Annotated in this window: 11 protein-coding genes; 3 read left to right on the forward strand and 8 right to left on the reverse strand. The window is 33.1% G+C overall.

The features are described 5' to 3' along the window. Positions 1 to 139: 139 nt before the first annotated feature. Positions 140 to 2,854, forward strand: a complete 2,715-nt coding sequence (locus tag ACJMML_RS10770) for a valine--tRNA ligase (protein WP_405307320.1) — start codon at positions 140 to 142, stop codon at positions 2,852 to 2,854. 564 nt (positions 2,855 to 3,418) lie between these two features. Here ACJMML_RS10770 and ACJMML_RS10775 read toward each other — a convergent pair. From ACJMML_RS10775 to ACJMML_RS10795, 5 genes are all read right to left on the reverse strand, one after another. Continuing rightward, positions 3,419 to 4,621, reverse strand: a complete 1,203-nt coding sequence (locus tag ACJMML_RS10775) for a hypothetical protein (RefSeq protein ID WP_405307321.1) — start codon at positions 4,619 to 4,621, stop codon at positions 3,419 to 3,421. Positions 4,622 to 4,910: 289 nt separating this feature from the next. Further along, the gene (locus ACJMML_RS10780; protein WP_405307322.1) at positions 4,911 to 5,543 is read right to left on the reverse strand and encodes a 4'-phosphopantetheinyl transferase family protein; all 633 of its coding nucleotides are present in this window, start codon (positions 5,541 to 5,543) and stop codon (positions 4,911 to 4,913) included. After that, the gene (locus ACJMML_RS10785) at positions 5,540 to 7,411 is read right to left on the reverse strand and encodes a PP2C family protein-serine/threonine phosphatase (RefSeq protein WP_405307323.1); all 1,872 of its coding nucleotides are present in this window, start codon (positions 7,409 to 7,411) and stop codon (positions 5,540 to 5,542) included. Before ACJMML_RS10785 ends, ACJMML_RS10780 begins: the two co-directional genes overlap by 4 nt. Positions 7,412 to 7,413: 2 nt before the next feature. After that, positions 7,414 to 7,788: an ATP-binding protein gene (locus ACJMML_RS10790; RefSeq protein WP_405307324.1), complete on the reverse strand. Its 375-nt coding sequence runs from the start codon at positions 7,786 to 7,788 to the stop codon at positions 7,414 to 7,416. Then, positions 7,785 to 8,084: an STAS domain-containing protein gene (locus ACJMML_RS10795; protein WP_405307325.1), complete on the reverse strand. Its 300-nt coding sequence runs from the start codon at positions 8,082 to 8,084 to the stop codon at positions 7,785 to 7,787. Before ACJMML_RS10795 ends, ACJMML_RS10790 begins: the two co-directional genes overlap by 4 nt. A 467-nt stretch (positions 8,085 to 8,551) precedes the next feature. Here ACJMML_RS10795 and ACJMML_RS10800 point away from each other — a divergent pair, with 467 nt between their 5' ends. Further along, entirely contained in the window at positions 8,552 to 8,863 is a 312-nt protein-coding gene (locus tag ACJMML_RS10800; protein ID WP_405307374.1) for a hypothetical protein, read from the forward strand. 65 nt (positions 8,864 to 8,928) lie between these two features. On the opposite strand, the gene ACJMML_RS10805 is transcribed toward ACJMML_RS10800, so the two are convergent. Both ACJMML_RS10805 and ACJMML_RS10810 read right to left on the reverse strand, forming a co-directional pair. Further along, a complete protein-coding gene (locus ACJMML_RS10805; RefSeq protein ID WP_405307326.1) occupies positions 8,929 to 9,381 on the reverse strand; it encodes a DUF308 domain-containing protein in 453 nt (150 codons plus the stop codon). A gap of 306 nt (positions 9,382 to 9,687) precedes the next feature. Beyond that, the gene (locus ACJMML_RS10810; protein ID WP_405307327.1) at positions 9,688 to 10,389 is read right to left on the reverse strand and encodes a hypothetical protein; all 702 of its coding nucleotides are present in this window, start codon (positions 10,387 to 10,389) and stop codon (positions 9,688 to 9,690) included. A gap of 252 nt (positions 10,390 to 10,641) precedes the next feature. Here ACJMML_RS10810 and ACJMML_RS10815 point away from each other — a divergent pair, with 252 nt between their 5' ends. Beyond that, entirely contained in the window at positions 10,642 to 11,469 is an 828-nt protein-coding gene (locus ACJMML_RS10815; protein WP_405307328.1) for a DUF4013 domain-containing protein, read from the forward strand. 48 nt (positions 11,470 to 11,517) lie between these two features. Here the strand turns inward: ACJMML_RS10815 and ACJMML_RS10820 are convergent, their stop codons facing one another. Beyond that, entirely contained in the window at positions 11,518 to 12,084 is a 567-nt protein-coding gene (locus ACJMML_RS10820; RefSeq protein WP_405307329.1) for a sugar O-acetyltransferase, read from the reverse strand. Between the last annotated feature and the right edge of the window lie 8 nt (positions 12,085 to 12,092).

The raw sequence follows: 12,092 nt of genomic DNA on the forward strand, positions 1-12,092 counted from the left end.
TTATACACAGTCCTTATTTTGATAATATTAATAATATGATTTTTTTATATAATATATTTAACTATTAATAAATGTTTTTAAATAATAAACTACATAATTAATAATATTATTTTTACTTAATTATTTTAGGAGAAAATATATGTCAAACCAAGAGATTCCTAAAGACTATGATTTTAAAAAAGAGAAAGTTTGGGAGCAAAAATGGGAAGATGAAAACATCTACAAATACATTGGAGATGGATCTCGTCCTAGATACATAATAGACACTCCCCCACCATACCCAACAGGGGCCATTCACTTGGGCCATGTATTAAATTGGGTTTATATTGATATGAATGCAAGATACAGAAGACAAAAAGGATTTGACGTCCTGTTCCCACAGGGATGGGACTGCCACGGTCTTCCGACTGAAGTGAAAGTTGAAGAAACTCATGGAATCAAGAAAAATGATGTTTCAAGAGCCAAGTTCAGAGAATATTGTATTGACTTGACCACCAAAAACATTGCAAGCATGAAAAAGGACATGAAGGCAATGGGTTATTCACAGGACTGGACACGTGAGTTTGTCACAATGAATCCTGAGTACATGAAAAGGACCCAATACTCCTTTTTGAAAATGTACGAAGACGGATTGATTTATCAGGGAAAACACCCTGTAAATTGGTGTCCTCGCTGTCAGACAGCTATCGCTTTTGCGGAAGTCGAATATTCAGATAATACTACATTCTTAAACTATGTCAACTTCCCTCCAGCTGTTGAAGATTCCTATGATGACATTGTTTCATCTCAGGCATCCGGAAAACAGGCTGACCCAAAAGAGGAAGGAATTTTGATTGCAACAACCCGGCCTGAACTGATGTCCGCCTGTGTGGCTGTTGTAATTCACCCTGAAGATGAAAGGTACACTCACCTTTTAGGCAAATATGTTGAAGTGCCTTTGTCACACCAAAAAGTAAAAATCATTGCAGATGAAGAGGTAGACCCTGAATTCGGTACCGGTGCGGTAATGATTTGTACATTTGGGGATAAGACTGATGTAAGCTGGGTTCAAAAATATGACCTTGAAGTCATTGATGTTATGGACGATGACGGCACATTGACCTCTGCTGCAGGAAGATATGAAGGAATGGACTTGCAAAGCTGTAAAAAGCAGACCATTGAAGATTTGGATGCTGAAGGTTACCTGTTGAAGAAAGAAGAGGTTGACCAAAATGTAGGCCAATGCTGGAGATGCAAGACTCCTGTTGAAATTCTTCTTAAGGAGCAGTGGTTTGTAGCAGTCCGTGATTTGATTGAAAAGACCAAAGTTGCAGCGGATGAAATGAAATGGGTGCCTGAACACATGAAATCCCGTATGGTTAACTGGGCAGATTCCATGGAATGGGACTGGTGTATCTCAAGGCAAAGAATATTTGCAACCCCAATTCCTGTATGGTACTGTAAAGACTGCGGAAAAGTCATTTTGCCTGATGTGGAGGACTTGCCAATTGACCCAACTGTCGACAAGCCAAAACATGCATGCGAATGCGGATGTGAAGAGTTCGTACCTGAAGTCGATGTACTGGACACATGGATGGATTCATCAATTTCACCGCTATCCATTGCAGGATGGCCTGACGAGGATTATGTAAATCATTTCCCATCAAATATCCGTCCTCAAGGACACGATATCATCCGTACATGGGCATTCTACACCACTTTACGTTGTATAGCCTTAACCGGCCAAAAGCCGTTTGATGACATTGTAATCAACGGTATGGTATTCGGTGAAGACGGAAACAAGATGAGTAAATCCAGACCAGAATTTGTGGTCGGTCCTGAAGAGGTTATTGAAAAATACGGTGCAGACCCATTAAGGACATGGGCTGCCAACAGTGTACCGGGGTCTGATGTAATATTTGACTGGAAAGACATCAAGCACGGATACAGATTCCTCAGAAAATTCTGGAACGCTTTCAGATTCATCAGCATGCAGATATTTGATGAGGAAGTTTCATATGAAGAGGTCAAGGATAATCTCGGACCATTGGACTTATGGATATTGTCAAAACTCAATAACTTGAACAAAACTGTCGATGAGGCATTTGCAGACTATAACTTCGCTCAGACAATCACTCCAATCGAAAGGTTCTTCTGGCATGATTTCTGTGATGAATACATTGAAGCGGTAAAATACAGATTATACACTGACGTTTCAGACGAATCCAGAAAGGCTGCAAAATACACCTTAAGGACAGTTGTGGAAACATCCTTGAAATTAATGGCTCCTATTGCACCATTCTTTACAGAAGAGGTTTACCAATACTTCTCAGATGAGTCAATTCATACCACCTTATGGCCTGAAATATATGATGAATTAATCAGTGAAGAGATGGAGACAAAAGGGGAAATTACTGTTGAGCTTATTGATGAGGTCAGAAGATTTAAATCAGCATCAAAAATCCCATTGAATGCGGAACTCGCTGAAGTAAACGTTTACACTTCTGATGAGAATTTGGTTGACGTATTCAATCAATTTGATGCAGACATTAAGGGAACTCTAAAAATCAATGATTTGGCAATCAGCTCAGGAAAACCTGAAGTTCATGAAAAAATCATTGAAGTGGAGCCGGACATGTCCAAAATCGGACCTACATTCAAAGGAGATGCCGGCAAGATCATAGGTTATCTGAAATCAACTCCTGTTGATGAAATAGGTGCTGTTTTAGAAGAGTCTCACGAACTTACAATCGGTGAAATTGTAGTTCCTGAAGATATGCTTAATATCAAAAAGGAAATTGTTGGAGCATCCGGTAAGAAAGTGGATATCCTTCAATCTGAAAATCTAGATATGATTGTTGAAGTAATTAGATAATTACTTCTCTAATTTCTTTTTTTTAAAATAAAAAAGAGAGAAAAATGTCTCTCATTATTTTTTAACTTTCACTTGTGTTTTAATTATGTCTTTCAGGTAAGTGATTTTAACCTTATAAGTTTTGCCTGCTTTTAATTTCTTAAAAACTTTATTTTTAAGAGTAATCTCAGCAATGCCTTTCTTATTGGTTTTTGCATTGTAAGTTTTACCGTTAACTGTTATGGATACAGTTCCTTTTTTAGCATTGGTTTTAATGTTGATAACAATAGGATTATCGTTTTAGTAAACATCCCCTGCACTTGCACTCGCTATCGTGAACAGACAAATTATTATACATATGGGCAGTAAACCGCTTTTGAGTTTCATCATATTCCTCCCGGGGTATATTAAGTAATATGTAGATTTGTATGATATTAATTATTTATTGAACAAAATTGAAAACACCCTATGTTGGCATTAATCAACAGTACAATCAATGTTACAAGCCTTCCGCAAAGGTTTGATTTATGTATTGGCGATGGATTGCTCCAGTTAAAAAATAAGGATATATAACAACAGATGTTGTTAGATATCATAGATATTTACTGCATTCAGTTTTATTTCATCTTTCTTTTTGTCATAGCCTTCTTCCAGGAAAAATGAAACTTTAACTCCTTCACGGTATTTATTCGGGTCTCCTTTGAATTCAAATCTGTTAAAGAAGAAATCCTCGCCGTCATCACGTTTGATAAATCCGGTTTTGCCGTGAGGCATTATCCTTTTTATGGTTCCGTAATTCGGCTGTTGGGTTTTGAATTTCAGATCTTTCCAGTAGCTTTTCAGTTCATTTTCGATTTTCCAGTATTCGGCATTTTCCGTATCCAAACCTGCATTTGCAATTCGCTCTTTTAAATCCTCATCAATGCTCCATTCGTTATGCAACCTTATGGAATAAATCAGATAGGAATGTTTCAGTGCAATTTCAGGCTCGTCCTCTTCAAGCAAATCTTCAAGCAATGAGTATAACTTGATTTTCTTGTCGCTGTCTCCATGGCTTAATGCGGCTGAAACTGCATATTCAAGAGATTTGTCCTCTTCACCTTTAAAGAAGTAATTTTCTGCTATTTCCCACTGGATATACCAATCCTTTTTGAATTTATAGATATCCTTAAGGTATTCAATCGCTTCGTCGTATTCTCCCAATTCCCTACATGACCTTGCGATTCTCCATTTAAACCAGATATCGCTGTTGTTTGTGAATTTATTTAATTTTTCCAAAGCCTCTTTTGAAACTACTAAACATTCGTCATAGTCCTCTACTTCCTGAAGTGATTTGGAAACCCAATTGTAGTATTTCTCCTTATTTGAAGCTAGTTTCACTTCCCTTCCATCACTTGTTTCAAAAGAGGATGTGGCGGCACTTAAATAATCCGGATTTAACTTGTCTGCCCAGATGAGGATGTTTTCATAGTCATTGTTTTTATACAGATAATCGAGAAGCTTCATCATAGATAGGGTGTATGCGCAAACTCCGTCCTTTTTTGAAAGATCCTCCTGTGGCACTAGTTGTGTTATCAAATCCACTGCCTCAAACAACTCGGCTTCATCTTCAGGGTTTTTCACATATAGTTGATATAGTGCCCAGCTGTAGAATCTTTTGTCCCAAATTGTAAATGCTTCAGGATGCTCCATATAAAGGGATTCGTATAGGTCTTTTGCATCTTCATATTTTTTGCTTTGATAATTCTTTTTTGCCTGAGCCAAATCTTTTTTAATGTTTTCACTCATGTTTTCACCACACTGATATATGTGTATAAATTGTTATATGAATTATTTAAATGTTGATATTTTATTTTCAACTTCCATTTTCAAACAATCTTGTAATCGCTTTAAAATTTAATATCTTAATGTAAATATTGTTTTTAGCTTATTAAAAGTATATATGTAAGTTAATATATATTTAGTAAATGGAGATGGGCTTTATTGAATAATTATTTCCTCCGTGGTGTTTTAAATTGAGGTTAAGAGTATGTATAATGGTAATGGCTGGGCCTGTCTCCATTATTTTTCAAATTTTTTAATATAAGTCCTCAACGTTTATTTCAATCAGATCAGATACCTCATAATGGCTTGCTGTTGCGATTTTATAATTTTCGATATTGAATATATTGAATTTTAAATTTTCATTATCATTTTTTAGTTTGATTTCATCATCAATTATTATTTCAAAGCTGTCCAGATTCAAGTTCATTCCAAGGCCGGTGTATTTCATGTAGCTTTCTTTTAAAACCCAATATTTGAAGAATTCATCTGAGGGATTATCGGCATTCATGATGCTTTCATATTCGCTATTGTAGAAGTAATGTTTAGCTATGTTCAAATCAATCGTAGGGTCATTATATTCAACATCTGCACCAACTTCCATATCAGATATTGCACATAAAACTATTTTGTCAGAATGACTTAAATTAAAGTAGATATCTTCAATGTTGGATATGTATGCCTTACCATATTTTCCAGTTTTGAAGGTTGGATTTTTGATATTTTCATCTGACAATAACTTTTTTAAAAGAAGATAAGCTCCGGCACTCAGTTTTTTGTCTTTTTCGAATCTGTAAAAATCAATCTTTTCCTGGCGATTTCGTGAAACTAAATCGTAAGCTTTTTTCAAATCCAGGTTTTCCACATTGCAATAGGCTAATTTAATCATTTTATCTTAATGTACATTAATGTCATATCATCAAACTGTTCTGCATCTTGGGTGAAACTTTGAATGTCTTCCAATAACGGATCAATCGGGTCATCATTTCTATTTATTTTATTAAAGAAGTTTAGAAGTCTGTCTTCACCATACATTTCCTCATCATTATTGTTTGCATCGGTTATTCCGTCAGTGTATAGCACTAATTCCTCTGTTAATGTTATCTCTTCTGTGACATAGTCAAAGTCTTCCATTATTCCAATCACGACTCCAGAATCGATGTCCAAATATCTGAATTTGTCATTTACCCGTATTAATGGAGGGTTATGCCCTGCATTTGAAAATATTAATTCTTTAGTTGATTTGTTATAAATTCCGAGCCATAATGTGATGAACATTGTTTCGGAATTGTTTTCACATATCTGATTATTCAATAAGCATAAAACTTTTGAAGGGTCTTGGTCATATTCCAGGAGTTGTTTTATCAGGACTTGACTAACCATTGCAAGAATTGCTGCAGGAACACCTTTGCCTGAAGCGTCTCCAATTACAAGAGCTATACGGTCATCATCTAAAGTGTAGTAATCAAAAAAGTCTCCTCCAACTTCCTTTGCGGGGTGTGAGTACCCATTGACAATAAATTCATCGGTTTCAATTACATCAGTCGGCAGGTTTTCCGCCTGAATTTTAGTTGCAATATCAAGTTCAGCTTCGATACGCTTTTGTTCGCCTTGAATTTTATCGATATTTTCAATATAAGTGTTATTGAAGGTAATCAAGTCGGTATATGATCTGGCAAGAGTTCCAATTTCATTTTTCTCATTGATATATTTGGAATAAATATTCACCAGTCCTTCAGTTTCTATTTTTTTATTTTCACCGATAAATTGTTCTATTTCAGAAAATGATGAAATTGGTTTGAGTACTTTATTTTCAATATATTTTAAAATAATTGTGCACGGAATAAAGAATAGAATTAGAACTATATCAGTGATTATGAGTGTTGGCATTAGAAGAATGTATTGATTAATGTTTCTCATGTCTGATAGAATGTTAAGGCTAAAAAAGGAAATTATCACTCCTATTAAGGCAATTGCTAAGGTCAATATAAGAAAATTACGCAGAATATTTTCAATTATCGTGTTTTTATTAGAGGGTTCTACATTATATTCAAATGGCTTTGTCAGATAAGCAAATAATAGAATTCCTATTAATATTGTATTTATGGTTAATATGGTCAGGTCTTGGGTTATGATTAGCATTATTGATGAAATGATTGTGATAATTAATAATAGACCGAATAATACCTCATATAATCTATTATTGACTTTTCTTTCTGATTTTTTCGGGACAGTTATATAATCGATCTTTTTTGAAATCCAAATGCCGAATACTCCGAAGATAAATGCGAAATTAATGAAGTTCAAAAGATATGAAATAAACTCATATTCATCCAGTCGTATGTCGAAAAAGATTCCCACCATATTTGCATGGGCAGCGGAATAGATAAGTCCGCATATCACTATTGTGGATAAAAATAGGTTAAGATGATAAATGTTATCCAGTGTAGGCTTTGTAATTTTGTCGGTTTTAAAACCGGAATACCAGAGTTTATATGCTAAATATGAAACTCCCAAACTGATGACTGCTGAAGGAAGTACTTGTAAAGGCGAATATCCGATTATCAAATCTATCACTGCATTTCCCAATACTGCACCTGCAACACCATATGGGCCGAATAATAAACCTAAAACATATAATAACCCAACATGAGGGGTTGAGATACCATATTCGAATAGAGTTGTTGAATTGATTATAATATTGACCAGTACCATTAATATAAATGATATTGCTATTTTTTTCAGTTTAGATTTCATAATTACACATTTTTAATAATTATCAGGTGATTTTCACCATTTTCATAATGATATTCAAGTTCATCAGACATTTTTTTTGTTAAAAAAATTCCAAGTCCTCCAATTTCAGCTTCTTCAATACTTTCAGGAAGTTTAGGATCCTCTTTTAGCAGGGGATTGAATTCGATTCCGTTGTCTATAAACTCTAGGGTTAATGTTGGTTTTTCATATTCCAAATTAACTGTAACAAAATCCGCTTTTGAATAATTCACAATGTTGACGAATATCTCCTCAACAATTAGATTAACTTGAATGTTTTCTGGAGGCAGCTCACTTAAAACGAACTCGTTTAAAGTGGATAATTCACTCAATTCGGGGGTTAATGTTATTGTTTTCATTTTATCGTAAATATTTTATCAAAGCCGGACATTTCAAATATTTCTCTAACAGTGCCATTGACATTTATAATTGTAAATGGAATATTGTCGGAGTCTAATTTCTTTTGTGTTACAATCAAAACTCTAAGCCCTGCACTTGAGATATATTTTAGATCATTTAAATCTAAAGTCAATGATTCAAAATTACCTAGTTCATCATTAATCTCTTTTTCCAATTCTTGTGAAGTAATTGTATCCATACGGCCTTCAATAATTAGCAGTAATTCTTTTTCGTTATAATTTTTTGTCATTTTCATGTTTTATCGCCTTTTTGATAGTAAAATTTGAAAAAGATTAATTCACATATAGTTAATAATATATTTTTAACTATTATTTAATTGTTATTTCTTTTGAGTTTGGGGAGTTTGCTGCGTAATGTGAATCAGCAGATGTTTTGATTATATGTGCAGTTAATCTTTCATTTCCTTTTCAACTTCAAACCATATATTGGAGGATTTTTCTCACTCTTCCTCACAACATGGTGAATGATTTCAATTATTGATGATTAATAAGGCTTGATACTGAATGATTAAACTTTTTTCAAAGATATTGTAGTTACATTTTTATAAAATTAAAAATATATTAATGACTATCAAGAAATTTAGTTTTTTTTCTAAAAAAGTACTTTTTGTACATCAAGATTAAATACAGGTTTCACTAAGAGTGTTAACGGATGATAAAATTGTAGAGAAAAATCAATGGAATTCGCAGTTATCTTGTAGGTATTGTTGATGAATTTGTGAATGAATTTGGAATATTATTCCTAATTGCGATTCAATGTATCATTTTCACATGGATATATGATGTGGATTCATTGATACCGGTAATTAATGAAAACAGCAGATTTAAAGTAGGTTCTCTTTGGAAAGTTGTCATTAAATATGTTCTGCCATGCTTTTTAATAGTAATGTGGTTGATTGGAGTTTATAACTTATTAATCGACCTCGAATCATTTGAGGCAATAGTGTACATTATTATAATGGTTTTAGTGCTGTTATTCAGTGGAATTTTAACTAAAATTAGTTCGGATAAATGAAAAAAGAAAGTATTTAAATTTTTAAAAATAAAATAAAAGCAATCAAAAGATTGCTTTTTAAATTCTTATTCTAGATATAGGCTTATTCCTTCAATGATTAAAGCCACACCTATAAGAACTGCAGCGAACATTGGTTGACCGATTGAGAATCCTCCGAGAGCAAAGGATATTATACCCAAAATTATGACCAATACTGAAGCAATTTTTGATGTTTTTGTATCTGAAATAAGACCAACAATTCCTGCTAAAATCAATATAAGGCCTATTACATAGAATTGTAATCCAAGAAGGAATGATAATGCAGAAATGTTGAATGCAAATACTAGCCCGACTATGATGGACAGGATACCAATTACAATATTAACTGCAGTAAATCCGGTTAGTATTAATATTATACCAAAGAATACTAAACTTATTCCAATGAGAATGGATAATGCTGCAGTACTAAAAATAGGGAAAATTATGAAAATTAATCCTAAAATTACTGATAATATTCCAGATATTTTATTTGACTCCATGTTTTTTTCCTCCAAAATTTGTCGTATTCACTTTTTCAAGCGAAAATAAAAATCAAAAAGCGACATGCTTTTCACATGATAAATTATCTATGTTACATTATTTAATAATATGTATAATAAGTTAAAATTATCAATTATAGATGTTCTGTTGTAAAAAAAGAAAAAAATTGATTATTCATTTTGAATAATCATATGTTTTGTGGGTTTCTTTGATTTCGCCGAACCAATTAGTTTTTCTGCCGACATAATATATTATGATAACTCTTTTTTTGTTCCATATTTTTTTAAACACTTCTTGATGAAATATTAAAAGGGTAGCTTACCGGTGTATTGTTCAATTTCGGTTTTAGCGTCATCTAAATTAACGCCAGTTTTTTCTTCTACTGTGGATTTGATTTCAGTTAAATTGGTATTGTTTGCATAATCATTTGCCTTTGACTGCAAATCCTCAGTTATATTTTCCACGGTTGAAATTGTATTGTCAAAAGAGGTAGTGTCAGGATAAACGTTTTTGTACTGTACTGATTTGGCCATGTGGACTGCAATGTCTTTGTCATTGCAACAGATTATGATATTGTCATGAGTGGTTTCATTGGCTAAAGGAATGCAATAGAATTTGCCGTTATAGTTCACTTTAATGATATCAAATATATGGATTTCCAATAATTCATCAGCATTTATTACATAACACGTAAAACCGTCAATGTTTTGCTTTTCTCCATTTTTTATAATGTCATTTAGCGTATTGAAGCCAAATTCACTTACTTTAATAATATTTTGATCCTCGTGGCTATTGTATGTAACCAATATTCCATTGTTCCAGTTCCATATTTTGGCGTTTTCAAAATTTCCGCCATATTTGGTTTGATTAGCGGGAACATCTATGCTTGTCCCGTTGGGTGTTATGTCAATTCTTTCATAATTTACTGAAGTCAGCATAACTAGAATAACGCCTGCTGCAATGATTAAAATGATTATGCTGATTATAATTATTTTTTTATTGTCCATTGGCATACCTTCATTTTTTTGTGAGCAATAATCTATTTTCAGAACCAACATTGGTTGATTTTTTAGTAAAACTATTTCAAACATGAATAAAACAATTGTCTGTTAATTAAAGATTGTATTTAATAATATATATAAATTAAATGGAAAATTAAAAATCATCTGTCTGTTAAACAAAATTTTAAATATTATTTTTTTAATAAATTATTAATATCTCTTTTATTGGAGTATTAAAATAAGTTATTAGATGATAATATGGATGTAATAGAAATTATTAAGGATGCTTTTGTATTTCCATCAAAAGACATAAAAATATTAGTGATTTATGTTCTGCTGTCAGTATTGGCAGGGGCATTTTCTTTTATAGGAACTTTTGTATATATATTGGGAGTTATCATTCCCGAATGCTTTATGTGGGGCGGAATGGCCGTTATTGTTTCAATGTTAATTGGATGGATATTGTCCGGTTATTTAATCAGTGTAATCAAATCCGGAATTGAGCTTGATGATAAAGTTCCAGGGTTTGAATGGTGGGATAATTTCATAACAGGTTTTAATAATTTCATTGTCACAATAGTCTACTTCATAATTCCCGCTTTCATTGTTGCAGTTGTAGGATATATTACAAATGTTTTCGGCAATTTTATGATAATTGCTAGAGAAATCATTTCACTGGCACAAAATGTTTATATGGGACATTCTACTGTTTTAGTATCTGATGCAATGGCTCATGCATTTGCCAATTTGGTAGTGTCTTTAGCTGTCACATTTACTGTTGCTATAGTATTGTTTGTAATCTTTTCATTCCTTCAAACTATGGCTCAGGCAAGATTGGCAAATACAGGTAGTTTAAGTGAAGCTTTGAATGTTTTTGAAGCGGTAAAAGACATAGCAAGAATCGGTGTAAGTAAGGTAATAATAATTGTTTTATTGATTATTGTAATTGTTGCTGTTGTTGAGATGATTTTATCAACTTTCATCAGTTTTTCACCGGTTTTATCAATTTTATCAATTATAGTAACTCCATACATGACCTTCTTTGCTCAAAGGGCTGTTGGATTATTATATTCTGATATAGCTTAATTTTTTAAGCTATATTTTTCTTTTTTTTTTATTCTGAGTTATCCGAACTCAATCAAGATCATTTTCAATTTTTTTAATAACTCTTGCGGGAACTCCAACTGCCAGTGAATTGTCAGGGATGTCTTTAGTAACCACCGCACCGGCACCGACAACCACATTATCTCCGATGCTTACTCCGGGAAGAATTGTCACGTTGGCACCTAACCATACATCATTGCCAATTCTGATTTCAGATGCCTGTCCTAAATGTTCACGTCTTTTTTTGGGGGATAATGGATGGCCAACAGTCGTTATTGTAGTGTTTGGACCTATCATTACATTATCTCCAATGTACACTTCTTTGATGTCAAGTATTGTCAAATTGAAGTTTCCAGTAAAGTTGTTTCCTATGAAAATGTTTTTGCCATTATCGAAACAGAATCTCTTTGCAATCCACACTTTTTCGCCAACTGAACCCAAAATCTCGCTAAGAACTTCATGCTGCTTGTCCAAATCATCTTCTGCAAGAGAATTAAAAATGTTGGCATTTTCAATTGCATTTAATTTCATTAGGGATATCTCTTCATCGTCATAGCAGTATTCGAGTCCGGCTAGCATCTTTTCTATTTCTTTCATAGTTAAAT

The organism is Methanobrevibacter sp., from assembly GCF_045130115.1.
GTDB lineage: Archaea > Methanobacteriota > Methanobacteria > Methanobacteriales > Methanobacteriaceae > Methanocatella.

What these genes read in the sequence shown, in the direction of transcription:
- ACJMML_RS10785 (WP_405307323.1), bottom strand. Translation starts at nt 7,411, where the DNA reads ATGAAATCTAAACTGAAAAAAATAGCAATATCATTTATATTAATGGTA.
- ACJMML_RS10815 (WP_405307328.1), top strand. Translation starts at nt 10,642, where the DNA reads ATGGATGTAATAGAAATTATTAAGGATGCTTTTGTATTTCCATCAAAA.
- ACJMML_RS10820 (WP_405307329.1), bottom strand. Translation starts at nt 12,084, where the DNA reads ATGAAAGAAATAGAAAAGATGCTAGCCGGACTCGAATACTGCTATGAC.
- ACJMML_RS10805 (WP_405307326.1), bottom strand. Translation starts at nt 9,381, where the DNA reads ATGGAGTCAAATAAAATATCTGGAATATTATCAGTAATTTTAGGATTA.
- ACJMML_RS10810 (WP_405307327.1), bottom strand. Translation starts at nt 10,389, where the DNA reads ATGGACAATAAAAAAATAATTATAATCAGCATAATCATTTTAATCATT.
- ACJMML_RS10770 (WP_405307320.1), top strand. Translation starts at nt 140, where the DNA reads ATGTCAAACCAAGAGATTCCTAAAGACTATGATTTTAAAAAAGAGAAA.
- ACJMML_RS10775 (WP_405307321.1), bottom strand. Translation starts at nt 4,621, where the DNA reads ATGAGTGAAAACATTAAAAAAGATTTGGCTCAGGCAAAAAAGAATTAT.
- ACJMML_RS10795 (WP_405307325.1), bottom strand. Translation starts at nt 8,084, where the DNA reads ATGAAAATGACAAAAAATTATAACGAAAAAGAATTACTGCTAATTATT.
- ACJMML_RS10780 (WP_405307322.1), bottom strand. Translation starts at nt 5,543, where the DNA reads ATGATTAAATTAGCCTATTGCAATGTGGAAAACCTGGATTTGAAAAAA.
- ACJMML_RS10790 (WP_405307324.1), bottom strand. Translation starts at nt 7,788, where the DNA reads ATGAAAACAATAACATTAACCCCCGAATTGAGTGAATTATCCACTTTA.